The organism is Ruegeria sp. I3 (genome assembly GCF_056532525.1).
The window spans coordinates 110,484-125,373 of sequence record NZ_JBQFNI010000003.1 but is presented as its reverse complement, the minus strand read 5'-3'; the positions used below and the strand labels follow the sequence as shown (position 1 = coordinate 125,373).

Annotated in this window: 18 protein-coding genes; 12 read left to right on the top strand and 6 right to left on the bottom strand. The window is 57.3% G+C overall.

What is annotated here, in order from left to right:
• The 5 genes from hutU (at window position 1) to ACR0L9_RS09150 (ending at window position 3,758) form a co-directional block, all read left to right on the top strand.
• Window positions 1–1,683, top strand: a complete 1,683-nt coding sequence (gene hutU / locus ACR0L9_RS09170; RefSeq protein WP_170399092.1) for a urocanate hydratase — start codon at window positions 1–3, stop codon at window positions 1,681–1,683.
• Window positions 1,684–1,751: 68 nt separating this feature from the next.
• Window positions 1,752–2,630, top strand: coding sequence for a phosphoserine phosphatase SerB (serB, locus tag ACR0L9_RS09165; RefSeq protein WP_170818384.1), 879 nt, complete (start codon window positions 1,752–1,754; stop codon window positions 2,628–2,630).
• 39 nt (window positions 2,631–2,669) lie between these two features.
• Window positions 2,670–2,999, top strand: coding sequence for a metalloregulator ArsR/SmtB family transcription factor (locus tag ACR0L9_RS09160; protein ID WP_170399088.1), 330 nt, complete (start codon window positions 2,670–2,672; stop codon window positions 2,997–2,999).
• Window positions 2,987–3,415, top strand: coding sequence for an SRPBCC family protein (locus ACR0L9_RS09155; RefSeq protein ID WP_170399086.1), 429 nt, complete (start codon window positions 2,987–2,989; stop codon window positions 3,413–3,415). The genes ACR0L9_RS09160 and ACR0L9_RS09155 overlap by 13 nt, the downstream gene beginning before the upstream one ends.
• 22 nt (window positions 3,416–3,437) lie before the next feature.
• Window positions 3,438–3,758: a YciI family protein gene (locus tag ACR0L9_RS09150; protein WP_480895472.1), complete on the top strand. Its 321-nt coding sequence runs from the start codon at window positions 3,438–3,440 to the stop codon at window positions 3,756–3,758.
• Window positions 3,759–3,761: 3 nt separating this feature from the next.
• Here the strand turns inward: ACR0L9_RS09150 and ACR0L9_RS09145 are convergent, their stop codons facing one another.
• Window positions 3,762–4,760, bottom strand: a complete 999-nt coding sequence (locus ACR0L9_RS09145; protein WP_480895471.1) for an asparaginase — start codon at window positions 4,758–4,760, stop codon at window positions 3,762–3,764.
• 179 nt (window positions 4,761–4,939) lie between these two features.
• On the opposite strand from ACR0L9_RS09145, the gene ACR0L9_RS09140 reads away from it, so the two are divergent.
• The 5 genes from ACR0L9_RS09140 (at window position 4,940) to ACR0L9_RS09120 (ending at window position 8,412) form a co-directional block, all read left to right on the top strand.
• A complete protein-coding gene (locus ACR0L9_RS09140; protein ID WP_170399079.1) occupies window positions 4,940–5,473 on the top strand; it encodes an invasion associated locus B family protein in 534 nt (177 codons plus the stop codon).
• A 176-nt stretch (window positions 5,474–5,649) separates the two neighbouring features.
• Window positions 5,650–5,820: a hypothetical protein gene (locus ACR0L9_RS09135; RefSeq protein WP_480895470.1), complete on the top strand. Its 171-nt coding sequence runs from the start codon at window positions 5,650–5,652 to the stop codon at window positions 5,818–5,820.
• A gap of 157 nt (window positions 5,821–5,977) precedes the next feature.
• On the top strand, window positions 5,978–6,298 hold the full coding sequence (locus ACR0L9_RS09130) for a lysozyme inhibitor LprI family protein (protein ID WP_170406843.1): 321 nt from the start codon (window positions 5,978–5,980) through the stop codon (window positions 6,296–6,298).
• 77 nt (window positions 6,299–6,375) lie between these two features.
• The gene (gene rlmN / locus ACR0L9_RS09125) at window positions 6,376–7,563 is read left to right on the top strand and encodes a dual-specificity RNA methyltransferase RlmN (protein WP_170663306.1); all 1,188 of its coding nucleotides are present in this window, start codon (window positions 6,376–6,378) and stop codon (window positions 7,561–7,563) included.
• A gap of 225 nt (window positions 7,564–7,788) precedes the next feature.
• The gene (locus ACR0L9_RS09120; protein WP_170425939.1) at window positions 7,789–8,412 is read left to right on the top strand and encodes a cytochrome P460 family protein; all 624 of its coding nucleotides are present in this window, start codon (window positions 7,789–7,791) and stop codon (window positions 8,410–8,412) included.
• Between the two features lie 3 nt (window positions 8,413–8,415).
• On the opposite strand, the gene ACR0L9_RS09115 is transcribed toward ACR0L9_RS09120, so the two are convergent.
• The 3 genes from ACR0L9_RS09115 to ACR0L9_RS09105 all read right to left on the bottom strand — a co-directional run bounded on the left by ACR0L9_RS09115 (window position 8,416) and on the right by ACR0L9_RS09105 (window position 11,396).
• Window positions 8,416–10,074 (bottom strand): U32 family peptidase, encoded by a 1,659-nt coding sequence (locus tag ACR0L9_RS09115; RefSeq protein WP_480895469.1) that lies wholly within the window; start codon window positions 10,072–10,074, stop codon window positions 8,416–8,418.
• A 63-nt stretch (window positions 10,075–10,137) separates the two neighbouring features.
• Window positions 10,138–10,482 (bottom strand): hypothetical protein, encoded by a 345-nt coding sequence (locus ACR0L9_RS09110; RefSeq protein ID WP_170406831.1) that lies wholly within the window; start codon window positions 10,480–10,482, stop codon window positions 10,138–10,140.
• Complete coding sequence (locus tag ACR0L9_RS09105; RefSeq protein WP_480895468.1) at window positions 10,479–11,396, bottom strand: DnaJ C-terminal domain-containing protein; 918 nt, start codon at window positions 11,394–11,396, stop codon at window positions 10,479–10,481. Before ACR0L9_RS09105 ends, ACR0L9_RS09110 begins: the two co-directional genes overlap by 4 nt.
• A 156-nt stretch (window positions 11,397–11,552) precedes the next feature.
• On the opposite strand from ACR0L9_RS09105, the gene ACR0L9_RS09100 reads away from it, so the two are divergent.
• Complete coding sequence (locus tag ACR0L9_RS09100) at window positions 11,553–11,936, top strand: hypothetical protein (protein ID WP_480895467.1); 384 nt, start codon at window positions 11,553–11,555, stop codon at window positions 11,934–11,936.
• Here ACR0L9_RS09100 and ACR0L9_RS09095 read toward each other — a convergent pair whose 3' ends face one another.
• Together ACR0L9_RS09095 and ACR0L9_RS09090 are read right to left on the bottom strand one after the other, a co-directional pair.
• Window positions 11,937–13,034 carry a cystathionine gamma-lyase gene (locus ACR0L9_RS09095; RefSeq protein WP_480895466.1) on the bottom strand — a complete coding sequence of 366 codons (1,098 nt, stop codon included), beginning with the start codon at window positions 13,032–13,034 and terminating at the stop codon, window positions 11,937–11,939. It abuts the gene before it with no gap.
• A 3-nt stretch (window positions 13,035–13,037) separates the two neighbouring features.
• Entirely contained in the window at window positions 13,038–13,880 is an 843-nt protein-coding gene (locus ACR0L9_RS09090; RefSeq protein ID WP_480895465.1) for an LOG family protein, read from the bottom strand.
• A 78-nt stretch (window positions 13,881–13,958) separates the two neighbouring features.
• Here ACR0L9_RS09090 and ACR0L9_RS09085 point away from each other — a divergent pair, with 78 nt between their 5' ends.
• Window positions 13,959–14,870, top strand: coding sequence for a threonine/serine dehydratase (locus ACR0L9_RS09085; RefSeq protein WP_170611365.1), 912 nt, complete (start codon window positions 13,959–13,961; stop codon window positions 14,868–14,870).
• Window positions 14,871–14,890 lie beyond the last annotated feature (20 nt).

The window sequence follows — 14,890 nt, the reverse complement described above, 5'->3', positions numbered from 1 at the left end:
ATGACCGATCCTCGTAAGAATACCCGCGATATCTATCCGCCCACCGGCCCCGAACTGAACGCAAAAAGCTGGGTGACCGAAGCGCCGTTGCGGATGATGATGAATAACCTGCATCCGGATGTGGCCGAAAACCCGCACGAGCTGGTGGTTTATGGCGGCATCGGTCGCGCGGCGCGGACATGGAACGATTTCGACCGGATCGTCGCGGGGCTGAAAGATCTGGAAGAGGATGAAACCCTGATCGTCCAGTCGGGCAAACCGGTGGCGATCATCCGCACCCATAAGGATGCGCCTCGGGTTCTGATCGCCAACTCAAACATCGTGCCTCATTGGGCCAATTGGGATCACTTCAACGAGCTCGATAAGAAGGGGCTGATGATGTACGGCCAGATGACGGCCGGTTCGTGGATCTATATCGGTACGCAGGGCATCGTACAGGGCACCTATGAAACCTTTGCCGAGGCTGGCCGTCAGCACTATGGCGGCGACTTGACTGGCAAGTGGATTCTGACTGGCGGTCTGGGCGGCATGGGTGGCGCACAGCCTCTGGCGGCAGTGTTCGCCGGGGCCAGTTGTTTGGCGGTCGAGTGCAATCCGGATTCTATCGATTTCCGCCTGCGCACCAAGTATCTGGACGAAAAAGCCGAGACTCTCGATGAAGCGCTTGAGATGATCGACCGCTGGACCAAGGCGGGCGAGGCGAAATCTGTGGGTCTGCTAGGCAATGCGGCTGAGGTGTTCCCCGAAATTTATGCGCGGATGCAGGCCGGTGGTATGCGCCCCGATATCGTCACTGACCAAACCAGCGCCCATGACCCGATCAATGGGTATCTGCCGATTGGCTGGAGCATGGCGCAGTGGAAGGACAAGCGCGAAACTGATCCTAAAGCGGTTGAAAAGGCCGCCCGTGCCTCGATGAAACAGCATGTCGCTGCAATGGTCGATTTCTGGAACGCGGGCGTTCCGACGCTGGATTACGGCAACAACATCCGTCAGGTGGCGCAGGATGAAGGCTTGGAGAATGCCTTTGCCTTCCCCGGCTTTGTGCCCGCCTATATCCGGCCGCTGTTCTGCAAGGGCATCGGCCCGTTCCGCTGGTGTGCATTGTCGGGTGACCCCGAGGATATCTACAAGACCGACGCCAAGATGAAGGAGCTGTTCCCTGAGAACGAGCATCTGCATCGTTGGCTGGATATGGCGCAGGAACGCATTGCGTTTCAGGGTCTGCCCGCACGTATATGCTGGATCGGCCTTGGAGATCGCCACCGCGCGGGGTTGGCCTTCAACGAAATGGTTGCCAATGGCGAGTTGAAAGCGCCTGTTGTCATTGGCCGAGACCATCTGGACTCGGGCTCGGTCGCCAGCCCGAACCGCGAGACCGAGGCGATGCTGGACGGCTCGGATGCAGTGTCGGATTGGCCGCTGTTGAACGCTCTGATCAATACGGCCAGCGGTGCGACCTGGGTCTCGCTGCATCATGGCGGCGGCGTGGGCATGGGCTTTAGTCAGCACGCGGGTGTTGTGATCTGCGCCGATGGGACCGATGATGCCGCGCGGCGATTGGAGCGCGTTCTGTGGAACGACCCTGCCTCAGGCGTCTGGCGTCACGCAGATGCGGGGTATGAGATCGCGAAAGACTGCGCTCGCGAACATGGGCTGCGCCTGCCTGGTATTCTCGGTTAGATCAATCTGCCTCTGGTGAAAATGCTGCACCTGCGATATCCCGCAGGTGCGCTAATCGGAGGCCTGACATGTATGTAGCTACTCTGCTGACCAACCCTGCGGCCCCTTCTTTAGAGGCGACGCTGGTTGAGTCGTTGCGGAATGCATGGGGCGGGGGTGATGCGAACTGGCTGAGCCTCGATGAGGCGGCCGAGTTTTCCCTGCCAGAAACTCCCGACAATCGCTGGGACGTCTGGGACGAGTTGCAACAGATGGGCGTGGACCTGGTCGTGCAAAAAGCCGACGGTCGCCGGAAAAAGATGCTGCTGGCCGATATGGACAGCACCATGATCCAACAGGAATGCATCGATGAACTGGCTGATGAGGCTGGTGTCGGTGATCGGGTCAAGGATATCACCGCGCGTGCAATGAACGGCGAGCTGGATTTCGAAGGTGCGCTGACTGAGCGTGTGGGCTTGTTGAAAGGGCTGGATGAAAGCGTGATCGGCAAGGTTCTGAATGAACGGATCACGCTGATGCCCGGCGGCAAGGCGTTACTTGCCACGATGCGTGCGAATGGGGTCTATGCAGCGCTGGTCTCGGGTGGGTTCACGGCTTTTACGGCTAAGGTCGCCGAAGAGCTTGGGTTTGATGAGAACCGGGCGAATACATTGCTGGCTGAGGATGGCAAGCTTACCGGCGACGTGAAGCGGCCCATTCTTGGGCGACAGGCCAAAATAGAGGCATTGGAGCAGATCACAACACGCCTAGGTATCTCCGAGGTTGACGTGATTGCCGTTGGCGATGGAGCGAATGATCTGGGAATGTTGGGTCGGGCGGGGACGGGTGTCGCGTTGCACGCCAAGCCTTCGGTCGCTGCCGAATGTGATGTCCGCATAAATCACGGCGATCTGACAGCGTTGTTGTATCTGCAGGGCTATGGCAGGTCAGAATTTCAAGGCCTCTAAGGGGCTTCCTTTAATTTAACTATTGTGTTAAATAAGGCCATGAATACGCTTCTGGTCACATTCTCCGCTTTGTCTGATGCCACTCGGTTCTCGATTGTCGAGCAACTGATGGACGAAGGCGAACTGCCCGTCGGTAATTTGATAGAAGGCAAGGGCATGTCAGGGGCCGCGATCTCGCGCCATTTGAAGGTTTTGCGCGAGGCCGGGTTGGTGCAGCAGCGGGTACACGGCACGCAACGGATGTATTCGGTGCAACCCGAGGGGCTGCGCGCGATAGCCGAATGGACGATTTCGAAACGACATTTCTGGGAAAGCAGCCTCGACCGTTTGGAAGAGCTTATTGAAAGGGAAAATTCATGGCCGACCTGAAACTGGAACGAGATTTTCCCGTTAGTCCCGAGGTCCTGTTCGCATGGGTCAGCGATGGTGCGAAGCTTCTGCAGTGGTGGGGGCCCGAAGGGTTGCATGTACCGGAACATGATCTCGACTTTTCGCGCATTGGTCCGTGGTATTCGGTTATGCAGAATGGCGAGGGTCAGCAGTTCAAAGTCTCGGGTCACGTAACCCATATCGATCGACCAAAGTCTGTTGGATTTACGTGGGCTTGGCATGACGATCAGGACCAGCGCGGTGCGGAAAGCCATGTGACCTTTTCGGTTACCGCGACCAACAGCGGATCACGGCTGGTGGTTGATCACCGTGAACTTGTCGATGCCGAGTCGGCCACGAACCACAACGAAGGCTGGACATCGTCGCTGCGCAAACTCGAAGCACTTTGCAAATAGGTTTTCATCAGGGAGGAGCGATATGCCCCAATATTTGTTTGTTTATCACGGGGGTCACACCCCAACCGATCCCGCCGAGATCGAGGCGACCATGGCCGCTTGGGGCGCTTGGTTTCAGGAAATCGGCGGCTCATTAGAGATTCCGGGAAATCCTGTAGGCCAGTCCTACACGGTCAGCAGCGGAGGGGTTGAAGACAATGGCGGATCAAATCCGGCCTCAGGTTTCACGGTGGTGAAGGCCAACAGCATTGAGACTGCAACCGAGATGGCCAAAGGCTGCCCGATGGTCGTGAATGGCTCGGGCTCGGTCGAAGTGGCCGAGGTGCACGAGATCGAGATGTAAGTCTCAGCCGGGGAATCCCGGTGAGGGTTTGATTACACCACATTCCAACCCGCGGCGGCTGTATTGCGTGGCGTTCATGAATTTGCGGGTGGCCGGGTGATCGGCCTCTAGCACACCTAAATGCACTAGAATCGCGGCGATGGCGCATTCGCTGGCGCGGGTAGTACCGTCAGTGATTTTTAGCGCAACGCCCATGCGCTTTTCAGGGATGATGGCAACAAAGACGGCCTCGGCCCCTGTCTTGATTGCAACGCGCCCGTTCATCGCTCGCATCAACTCGGTACAAGCGCGGGTTTCACCTGCGACAAGTTCGGGATGTTTCACCATCGCTTCTGTGAGCTGCACCGCTGCTTCGCTGGAGCGGTCCGAACGGTCTGCGGCAGAGGCAAACCAAGCCATTGATCGCGCAAGTCCCACCAGAGACGTCGCAAAATTCGGCGCCGAGCACCCGTCGATTCCGTAGGTGGGACTGGTTTCGCTTGTGGTTTCTTCGATGGCAGACAGGCAGGCCTGCTGAACAGGATGGTCGATTTCCAAGTATTCCGGCCCGGCCCCCATATGCTGCGTCAAAGTCAGGAAACCGCAATGCTTGCCTGAGCAATTGTTGTGAATCTGGCAAGGCGTGTCATCTGCCAGTATCAGCCCGTCACGGGCCGCCATGTCGGCAGGTTCCTGCGGGCCGCAGCGCAGATCGGGCTCGGACAGGCCGAGGTGATCGAGCCATGCGGACACGCGGTCAGTATGGATATGCGCCCCGTTATGTGAAGCACAGGCCAAGGCCAGATGTTCGCTGTTCAAACCGTATTTTGCAGCTGCTCCCGAGGTGATCAGCGGCAGGGCCTGGATCATTTTGGCCGAGGAGCGGGGATAGATCACCGCGTTTGGATCACCCCAGCTGCGCACGATCTGACCACTATCGTCACAGATCACTGCATGGCCCATATGCTGGCTTTCCAACAGTGACCCGCGCCAGAGTTCTGTCATCGGTACGGCTTGTGTCATGTCCACCCCATCAATCATGCGCAAAAATCTGCCAATCGCCCTTTCGCCTGTGGCGAAACCTGCGTTAGTGTGTGTATGTCGACAATCATCGGAATACGCAACTGAACAGACGAACCGGCAGAGTTCGCACGTATTTCCGATGGGTATGAGGTAATAGGTCGGGCTAGGAGGCTGAACCGATGGGATTAAAGCTCGTTCGCGTGATCGCGGGCCTGTGCATGGCAGGAATGGCGACAACGGCAATTGCGCAGCAGGCGACCAGTACCAATCGCGTCGCTGCAAAAACGGACTGGAGCGTGTTTGTCGAGGACGACCCAACCGAATGCTGGAGCGTATCTGCCCCGAAAGAGACCGTGAACACACGCGGTGGCCGGGTCGTTTCCGTTCGGCGCAGCGATATCCTGCTGTTTGTGTTCTATCGTCCGAATGCCGAGGTTAAAGGGCAGGTGACCTTTACCGGCGGCTATCCGTTTGCGTCTGGTTCTACTGTCAATCTGGTTGTCGATGGCAGCGAGTTCGAGCTGTTCACCGATGGTGAGTGGGCATGGCCTGCGACCGCCTCGGACGATGCCAAGATCGTCACAGCGATGAAGCGCGGAAGTGAGGCGGTGCTGACCGCCCGTTCGGAACGTGGTACGCAGACCAAAGACACCTTCTCGTTGCTGGGCTTTACGGCCGCGATTGAAGACGCGGAAACGCGCTGCACGAACTAAGCCACAAGCAGATCAAATTCCGAAACCCAGCTTTCCGGCGGGGTTTTATTTGTTTGGTCTGATCCTGTGTGTTTTCAGAAATTTACGCCACGTAGAGCGGTGTTTCTTGATCCGTGTCAAAGCCTGCTTCCCCGTTTTCTGAACTAATTAGTTCAGAATTTGTTGAGGAGTCGGCAATGAACTTAAGCAAAAACCTGGCAGTGCTCTTGATGGCGTCTGCGGTGATCCTTGCAGGTTGTGAGAAAGGATTGGAAACCTATCCGATAACGGGTGAGCAATGTGGTCCGGAAGATCCCGTAAAGACCCTGGATGCAGAAGATTGCTACATCCCGCCAGCAGTAAACTAACAACAATGGGCCGCTTAAGTTTCTGCTTTAGTGGCCCATCTTGATTGGGCGCGCATCTTGATCTGTGATAGACAGATATCTCTGTCTGGAGGATTGATGGATGCGATGGGCGTTTGTTTTTTTGATGTTTCCGATATCCGCAATTGCGGATCCAACTATGGAGTGTATTGACGCCGGTTCGCAGGTGGAAATTGGATCTTGTGTTTCGAATATGGAATTGCGGGTAAACACAGCGATAGACTCCAGCTATTCGCTGGCGCTCGGCTCCGCACAAGAACTGGACGAGGTCACCGGACGGGTCGTCGCTGTGCCTGCGCTGGAGGCCTCGCAAAACGCGTGGGTGGCCTATCGCGATGCGCAGTGCGAAGCGGTAGGTGCTTCGTTCGGCGGAGGATCGGGTACGGGGATTGCCATCACAGCCTGTCGGGTTGACCTTGGCCGGGCGCGGGTTGACGAATTGTTGCGTTACGCAAATTGAAGCACGAATTCTTTTGATCTTTACGTGTGTTCCTATATAGAGGCGCATCCCAAGCCAGAATCCACCGAGATACGCCAATGTCGCCCAAAGCGCCGATCACTCAAGACGTCATGACCATCCCCCGCAAACTGCCCGAGGGGAAGATGAACCTTGTCGGTTTGACCCGCGATCGATTGCGTGAGGCGCTAATTGAACACGGCACGCCCGAAAAGCAGGCGAAGATGCGCACGGGGCAGATTTGGCAATGGATCTACCAATGGGGTGTGCGTGATTTTGGTGAGATGACCAATCTGGCCAAGGCCTATCGCACACAACTGGCCGAGCAGTTCGTAATCGAAATCCCCGAAGTCGTGACCCGTCAGGTTTCAGAGGACGGCACCCGCAAGTATCTGTGCCGCATCGCGGGCGGGCATGAGGTTGAGGTTGTCTATATCCCTGAAGATGATCGCGGAACTCTATGCATTTCATCTCAGGTGGGCTGTACTCTGACCTGCTCCTTCTGCCACACGGGCACGCAGAAATTGGTGCGCAACCTGACAGCGGCCGAAATTGTCGGGCAGGTCATGATGGCGCGTGACGATCTTGAGGAATGGCCAACACCGGGTGCGCCCAAAGATGAAACACGCCTGCTGTCAAATATCGTGCTGATGGGTATGGGCGAGCCGCTTTACAACTTTGAAAACGTCCGTGACGCAATGAAGATTGCGATGGACCCCGAGGGGATTTCTCTGTCCCGTCGCCGCATCACGCTATCGACCTCGGGTGTGGTACCCGAGATCGCGCGCACGGCTGAAGAAATTGGATGCCTGTTGGCGATCTCGTTCCACGCTACCACTGATGAAACTCGCGACGTACTTGTTCCGATCAACAAGCGCTGGAATATCGAGGAACTGCTGGAGGCGTTGGCCAGCTATCCCAACGCGTCGAATTCTGAACGGATCACGTTCGAATACGTGATGCTGGATGGCGTGAACGACAGCGACGAAGACGCGCATCGCCTGATCGCACATATCAAGCGCCATAACATCCCGGCCAAGATCAACCTGATCCCGTTCAACGAATGGCCGGGCGCGCCCTACAAGCGCAGCTCGAACAATCGTATCCGCGCCTTTGCGAACATCATCTATCAGGCGGGCTATGCCTCACCCATCCGCAAAACGCGGGGTGAGGATATCATGGCGGCCTGTGGCCAGTTAAAATCGGCCACCGAACGGGCCCGGAAATCGCGAAAGCAGATCGAGGCTGAAGCCGGGCTAAACCGTTAAGGGCATGGGCCGTGGCTTCGCGCGAAAAACTTAATGAATTGAGTGCTGTTTCCTTGTTCAAAATTTGGTATCTTCGGCGCAGACCCGCTCTGGATGGGGAACTCACCGACAGACACAAGGTGGTGAGATTGCCGGGGCGGTGCTGGTAACACCAATTAAGGCCGCTACCATTTTTCTGAAGCAAAGCGGCATTTAGGCGAACTGATCAGTCAGGGAGGCCACAATATGATTGTAAGTCACCGGCAAGTCTTGGGTATCGCAGCTGTTCTGGCGATCTCGGGATTTGTTCTCCACGCGGCATCTGCTCAGACCAAAGATCAGGATGCGCATTTGGCGATTGAAAACCCAGCCGATCTGACCAAGGAGCAAGCGCAGAAACACTATCAGTCATTGATACGACGCATGTCGCGGGGTTATGCGGCGGCACAGATGGACTTGATCCGAAACTATCAGAACTGGCCGTTGTTCAACGATGCGCCCTACATCTCGGCCACGCATGGGCAGCGCTATGTCAACAGCTATGCGAACCGCATGGCCCACAATTACGGCACATTGCAAGAAGGCGAAGAGCTGCCTGCGGGCTCGGTCCTGGCCAAAGACAGTATGACTGTCACAGATGAGGGCAATATCCATCCCGGCGCCCTGTTCGTGATGGAGAAACTGCCAGAAGGCACCAACCCGGAAACAGCCGACTGGCGTTATATCATGGTGATGCCGGACGGTTCGCTGTTCGGTGATACGATGGGCTTTCGCGCGTCAGAGGTCGATTACTGCCATGTCTGCCACGAGGCCGTCGCGGACCGGGACTATACGTTTTACGTACCCGAAGAGTATCGTGTCGCAGAGTGATCTTCAGGCCGCCGGGTCAGGCAGCTTCAGCTCGGTCGCTTCCTGACGACTGAGTTGCTCACCCTGTTTGCGTTTGGATAGGACCTCGCGGGCGAGCGCGTATTTCTCATCCTGCCAGAAGATCAAACAGCCGTTGCAGCCTTTGCCGCAACATCCCTCGGTTCCGATACGATTGGTTTTGAAGCGGCGCTCATTGCCGTCTTCGCCGATTTTCTCGACCAGCTCGTCACGACGGCGGGTATAGGCCTTAGGGTTGTCGCGACCTGAGGTTTCCAGCCCCTGCACCAGCTTGTCAAAGCGGATGCGGCTCCAATGTTCGTCGGTCAGGGCACGTTCTTTGCGAAGGACGGAGTAGATCGGGAAACGGGTGCGCAGATCGTCGATATCCTCGTGATCGAACAGGGTGAAGGGAAGGCGGATGATGGTTTTGGTACTGCCATGCACAACGTCCAGCCGCGCCCCATCATGAGCGCGTTCAAAGTCATAGACCCGCAGCAGAACCGTCTCGCGCGAAATCGGAGAGACGAAATCCAATACATCCCCCGGTTCCAGCTTGTTTTTCACCTCGACCAGAAAGGCATCCTCGGTCACCTCGGTGACGATCCCGGCATATTCCCACTGCGCAATCGAGGCTGTGTGTTCGTAATCATGTGCATAATTGGTCAGGCGGCCTTCGTGGAAAGCCAGCGTGTAGCCGCGGTTCCCGACTGTTTCGAGTTCACGCATATAGGGCTTCGGGTCCCAGTTCTCGGGGTCGGCGTGATAGTCGTCGATGGCCATACGATAGGCGCGCGCGACGATGGCGGCATAATACTCCGATTTGCCGCGCCCTTCGACTTTCAGACTGTCGACACCGATCTTCAAGTATTCATCCAGCTTGGGCATGATGCACAGGTCGCGGGAATTGAGGATGTAGGATCCCCGATCATCCTCTTCGATGGGCATCAAATCACCGGGGCGACAGCCTTCTTCCAGCAGGAATTCGAATAGGTCGGCGTTTTCATCGGTAATGCGCAGCTCCTGATGCGTTCCGTCTTTCAGACGCAGTTTCAGACCGTAGTTCCAGCGGCAGGAATTGGCGCAGTTGCCCTGATTGGCCCCGCGTTCGGCCATGAAGTTCGACAGTAGGCAGCGGCCCGAATAGGTCATGCACATGGCCCCGTGCACAAACGCCTCAAGCTTGATATCGGGGCATTTCTCGCGAATCTCGACCAATTCGGGGTATGAGACTTCGCGGGCCAGAACCACAAGCTCGGCCCCCTGATCCTGCCAGAACTTCACCGACAACCACGAACAGATATTGGCTTGCGTCGAGATATGCAGCGGCAGTTCCGGCGCGCGTTCGCGGACGTATTGGAACACTCCGGGGTCGGCGATGATCAGCCCGTCAGGTTTCACCGTGCGGACAGTGTCGATGTATTCGTCCAGCTTCGGAATGTCCTTATTGTGCGAGAACAGGTTCAGCGTCAGGTACGCGCGCCGGCCATGGTTGTGGCAAAACTCGACTCCCTCTATCACCTCTTCCAGCGAGAACTCGGACTTTGTCCGCAGCGACATATCCGGTGTGCCCAAATAGACCGCATCCGCGCCATAGAGGATGGCGAGTTTCAACTTACGCAGATTGCCCGCAGGCATCAGCAATTCGGATCTGGACTGGGTCATGGGGATACCGGGCTAAGGATCAAGGGCGCCTTCTACGCCAAAATCCCGGCTCCCAAAACCCCGTTAACTGCGACGGAATCGCGCTGTTCCGATCACTTCGATCAGTTGTTGGCGAACCGGTTCCGGTTGCGCCTCGACTGCGTTCAAAACCTCGCGCAGTTCGGCGCGCAGCCCATGCATCTGGTCGATCAGAGAGATCATCATCGACAGTGCATCGGCCTCCATGTCGTACTGGTCATGCAGTTCGCATGCCAGTTCCAGACGTGCAACGTCGATACGCTGATATCGCAGACCTTGCTCCGATTGCTCGGGGATCACGATCTCAGCGGCCAGATATTCGGTCAGGCGATCCGAAGTCAGGCGGGCGATGGCGTCGATCAGTTCGGCTTCGGTCAATGTGCGGCTCATGACGGCATTCCTTTGCGCGGATCATAGCCGTGGGTTTCGCGCCATGTCTCCATGAAGTGCTTCAATTCATCGTCTACCTTGTCTGGCATTGCGACCGTCAGTTCTATGAACTGATCGCCCCGTTCGGACGAGCCGCGTTTCTTGACCCCTTTGCCACGCAGGCGCAGGGTTTTGCCGCTGCTGGTGCCCGCTGGGACACTGACATTGACGCCACCGTCGATGGTGGGGGCGGGAACCTTGCCACCCAGAACGGCCTCATCAATGGTGATGGGCAGCGTGATGTGGATGTCATCGCCCTGACGGTCGAACACCGGGTGATCCGCAACCGAGATCGTCACAAGCGCATCGCCGGGAGGCCCATCGCCGTACCCCGGGGCCCCTTTGCCACGCAGGCGGATGGTTTGCCCGGTCGTGATACCCGCAGGTATCTTCACTTCAATCCGGTTCCCATCTGGCAGGGTCAATTTCTGGCTGGCTCCAAAAACGGCGTCAAGAAAGCTGATCTGCAGCGAGTAGTTCAGGTTGTGGCCCGGTGCATGGAACTCTTGGCTCCGCTGGCCATATCCACCCCGCCCGCGCATGAATTCGGCAAAGATGTCGGACATATCGTCTTGTTCAGCCGCGTGACCGCGATAAGGGTTGCCTGCAGCCTCGGCATAGTCGCGATAATATTGCTGCTGCGGACGTTCCTGACCCGAGGCATCAATCTCGCCATTGTCGTAGCGTTTGCGCGTCTCGGGGTCTTTCAGCAGGTCATAAGCAGCAGCGGCGGCTTTGAACTTGGCCTCGGCCTCAGCATCGCCCGGCTTGAGGTCCGGGTGGCAATCTTTGGCGATCTTCCGATAGGCTTTCTTGATCTCGGCATCGCTGGCGTCTTTGGCGACGCCAAGTACGGAATAGGGGTCGTCGCTCATCTTGCCTCTCGTCGATGTGGGGTTTGGCCTTGATGAAGGTATTTTATCAATTGATTTCAACAGGTCAAAAAGAAGAGGAGGCTAAATTGTCTCGTAAATCCCAGATGCTCTGCTAATATCAAGATGTTTCAGAGTGTTCATTGACGGAGATCACCCATGACACGCAGGCTCAAATCAGTGCTGGCTTTGTTGGCCGGGAACGCCATCGGGCTGTTATTGGCCAGTTTGCTGCTGTCGGAGTTTGCGATCCGGCCGATTTCCTTCATCGTGGTGGTGATCGTATTTACTCTAGTTCAGGTCATAGCCGAGCCGCTGATCCTGAAGCTGGGGGAAAAGAAGGCACCGGCACTGAAAGGCGGGATAGCCTTGATCGTGACCTTTATTGGCCTATTGGTCACGGATCTGATCACCGCAGGGCTGACGATTGGAGGTATTTCGAACCTGTTGGCCGCAACATTGCTGGTGTGGCTGGGCGCGCTGATCGGTAGTATTGTGCTGCCGATTTATGTGTTTCCCGAACTGCGCGAGACCAAGAAATAGTCACAGCGAGTCTAGGCTGACCTCAACAGCCTGCCACAGTTCGTCAACCGGTTCACAACCGACAGAGAGGCGGATGAAAGCCGGATCGACAGCATCCCCCCATCGGGCACGCCGCTCGGCCGAGCTGTGGACGCCGCCAAAGGAAGTGGCCGGGCGTAGCAAGGGGCAGGTGTTGATGAATTGCTCCGCTTTGGCCTCGGTCTCAAGCGTCAGGCTCAGCAAGAATCCAAACCGTTTGGTTTGTGCTGCGGCCAATGCGTGCGCCGGATCATTGGGTAGCCCAGGATAACGGATGTGTTTCACAGCCGGATGCGCGGCCAGCCGTTCGGCCAGAACCTGCGCCGAGCGGCACATCCGGTCAAATCGCACGTCCAGCGTTTCAAGTCCGCGGTGCAGCAACCAAGCTTCGTGTGGCCCTGGAATCGCACCAGAGACTCGGCGCCATTCTTCAACGCGCTCCATGACCTGAGCATTGCGGCTGGCGACATGGCCCATCAGTAGGTCCGAGTGTCCGCCCATCGCTTTGGTATCTGAACTCACCACCACATCAACGCCAAGGTCCAGTGGGCGTTGGCCCAAAGGGGTCATCGTGGTATTGTCGGCGATGGTGATGCCGCCGACCTTGCGCACGGCCTCTGCAATTGCAGGCAGATCAAGCATGTCCAGACCGGGGTTCGAGGGGCTTTCCAGAAATACCACATCGAATCCATCAAATCCGCCTTCGCCAAAGGCGGTTGTTGGGCGCTCTACGATGGAAACGCCCAGATTTGACAGAAACCGATCAGCCAAAAGCCGCGTTACGTAGTACCCGTCAGACGGGATTAGCAGCCGAGATCCGGCTTTGACCGTTGCAAACAGCGCCGCTGAAATGGCTGCCATGCCAGAGGGGAAACTAAAGCAAGGGGCGTTTTCCAGATGCGACAGGACATGTTCAAGATGTACCCAAGTCGGGTTGTCGACCCGGCCATAGCTGGCATGCCCATCCGGCGCGCCGGGCAGATGGTACATGCTGCTTTGGGTCAAAGGCAGGGCGACGGGGTCTCCCTTGTTCAGGGCATTCCCGCGCAGGTGCAACATTTCTCCGGTCTTCGGGCTCATGGCTCAGCGCCCCGGTATTTCATCGCGTGGGGGCGCGGGTTCCCAGTTCTCGATGATATCCACTGCCTCTTGCGCGGTGTCGACAAAGCGGAACAGGTCAAGATCTTCGTCCGAGATGGTGCCTGCATCGGCCAGCGCCTCCCAGTTGATCACCTTTTCCCAAAACTCACGTCCGAACAGCAGGAACGGCACGCGGTCCATGCGGCCGGTCTGGATCAGTGTCAGGGATTCGAAGAGCTCATCCATGGTGCCGAAGCCGCCGGGGAAGATGGTGATGGCGCGAGCGCGCATAAGGAAGTGCATCTTGCGGATGGCGAAGTAGTGGAAATTGAAGCTGAGATCAGGCGTCACGTATAGGTTCGGAGCCTGCTCGTGCGGAAGCACGATGTTCAGGCCGATTGAACACCCGCCCGCATCCTGTGCACCACGGTTACCCGCCTCCATCACGCCGGGGCCGCCACCGGTGACGATCACATTTTCGCGGCAGCCCGTCTGATTTGATTTCTCTGTCATCAGACGCGCAAACTCGCGCGCCTCATCGTAGTATTTCGACAGCCCGGCCAAGGTCTCGGTCCGCGCTGTGTGTTTCTGAGCGGGTTCCGGAATGCGCGCGCCACCGAACATGACGATGGTCGAGGTGATCTCACGCTCGGTCATGATCATCTCGGGCTTCAGCAGCTCCAGTTGCAGCCGCACGGGGCGCAGCTCATCCCGGCACAGGAAGTCATCATCAGCGAAGGCAAGGCGATAGGCCGAAGACCGCGTCTGCGGGGTATCCGGTACCTCGCTTGCGGTCGAGCGGTCGGTCTGTGCGTCGCGAAAGGGGCTGAGGCGATCTTCTCTCATATGCGGGGTTCCCTGCTTGCGTGTTTCCAAAACAGCTATAGGGTTCGCGGGCAGAGTGCCAGTCACGGAAAGACAAGAATGGATTGGAAAAGTGAAATATTGGCAGCGCGGGACCGCATTGCCGGACACGCGCAGGTCACACCGGTGATGGAAAGCCACATTCCGGGCTATCCGATTGAAATGAAGCTTGAACATATGCAGCACACGGGCAGCTTCAAAGCGCGCGGGGCGTTCAATACCCTGCTCAGCATGGATGTGCCTGCGGCAGGCGTCGTGGCGGCTTCCGGTGGCAACCACGGTGCGGCAGCGGCTTATGCCGCGCAATCACTGGGCTACCCAGCGAAGATTTTTGTGCCCGAACTTGCAGGTCCCTCCAAGATTGCGCTGATCAAGCGGATCGGGGCTGATCTGAGTGTTGTTTCGGGTGAATACGCCAATGCACTGACCATGGCGCAGGCGCATGAGGAAAGCACCGGCGCCATGCAAATCCACGCCTATGATGCGCCAGCGACGGTGGCAGGGCAGGGGACATGTTTTGCTGAATGGGACGCGCAGGGCTTGCAGGCGGACACAGTATTGGTGGCCGTGGGCGGCGGTGGGCTGATTGCCGGAGCTTTGGCATGGTTTCAGGGTGCGCGCAAAGTCGTGGCGGTCGAACCGGAAACCTCTTGCGCGCTGAATGCTGCGTTGGCTGCGGGCGAACCGGTTGATGTTTCCGTTTCGGGCATTGCAGCGAACGCACTGGGCGCACGGAGAATTGGTGAGATTTGCTTTGGTCTGGCCCAAGGTATGAGTTCGGTTCTGGTTTCTGATGATGCGATAGCGCAAGCCCAGAATACTCTGTGGCAGACGCATCGAATACTGGTTGAACCAGCAGGGGCTGCTGCGCTTGCCGCACTGATTTCGGGCGCTTACCAGCCGGAGCCGGGTGAGCGTGTCGCAGTGCTGATTTGCGGCGGGAACATCGCGCCAGATCCGCTAACAGGTTGAGAATACGGCTTGTAGATGTT

Bases quoted from the DNA above. Each gene is read 5' to 3' on its own strand.
- ACR0L9_RS09100 (WP_480895467.1), top strand. From the start codon at position 11,553: ATGACACGCAGGCTCAAATCAGTGCTGGCTTTGTTGGCCGGGAACGCC.
- ACR0L9_RS09135 (WP_480895470.1), top strand. From the start codon at position 5,650: ATGAACTTAAGCAAAAACCTGGCAGTGCTCTTGATGGCGTCTGCGGTG.
- ACR0L9_RS09160 (WP_170399088.1), top strand. From the start codon at position 2,670: ATGAATACGCTTCTGGTCACATTCTCCGCTTTGTCTGATGCCACTCGG.
- ACR0L9_RS09105 (WP_480895468.1), bottom strand. From the start codon at position 11,396: ATGAGCGACGACCCCTATTCCGTACTTGGCGTCGCCAAAGACGCCAGC.
- ACR0L9_RS09140 (WP_170399079.1), top strand. From the start codon at position 4,940: ATGGGATTAAAGCTCGTTCGCGTGATCGCGGGCCTGTGCATGGCAGGA.
- ACR0L9_RS09120 (WP_170425939.1), top strand. From the start codon at position 7,789: ATGATTGTAAGTCACCGGCAAGTCTTGGGTATCGCAGCTGTTCTGGCG.
- ACR0L9_RS09115 (WP_480895469.1), bottom strand. From the start codon at position 10,074: ATGACCCAGTCCAGATCCGAATTGCTGATGCCTGCGGGCAATCTGCGT.
- ACR0L9_RS09090 (WP_480895465.1), bottom strand. From the start codon at position 13,880: ATGAGAGAAGATCGCCTCAGCCCCTTTCGCGACGCACAGACCGACCGC.
- rlmN (WP_170663306.1), top strand. From the start codon at position 6,376: ATGTCGCCCAAAGCGCCGATCACTCAAGACGTCATGACCATCCCCCGC.
- ACR0L9_RS09145 (WP_480895471.1), bottom strand. From the start codon at position 4,760: ATGACACAAGCCGTACCGATGACAGAACTCTGGCGCGGGTCACTGTTG.
- ACR0L9_RS09155 (WP_170399086.1), top strand. From the start codon at position 2,987: ATGGCCGACCTGAAACTGGAACGAGATTTTCCCGTTAGTCCCGAGGTC.
- hutU (WP_170399092.1), top strand. From the start codon at position 1: ATGACCGATCCTCGTAAGAATACCCGCGATATCTATCCGCCCACCGGC.
- ACR0L9_RS09085 (WP_170611365.1), top strand. From the start codon at position 13,959: ATGGATTGGAAAAGTGAAATATTGGCAGCGCGGGACCGCATTGCCGGA.
- ACR0L9_RS09095 (WP_480895466.1), bottom strand. From the start codon at position 13,034: ATGAGCCCGAAGACCGGAGAAATGTTGCACCTGCGCGGGAATGCCCTG.
- serB (WP_170818384.1), top strand. From the start codon at position 1,752: ATGTATGTAGCTACTCTGCTGACCAACCCTGCGGCCCCTTCTTTAGAG.
- ACR0L9_RS09150 (WP_480895472.1), top strand. From the start codon at position 3,438: ATGCCCCAATATTTGTTTGTTTATCACGGGGGTCACACCCCAACCGAT.
- ACR0L9_RS09110 (WP_170406831.1), bottom strand. From the start codon at position 10,482: ATGAGCCGCACATTGACCGAAGCCGAACTGATCGACGCCATCGCCCGC.
- ACR0L9_RS09130 (WP_170406843.1), top strand. From the start codon at position 5,978: ATGGAGTGTATTGACGCCGGTTCGCAGGTGGAAATTGGATCTTGTGTT.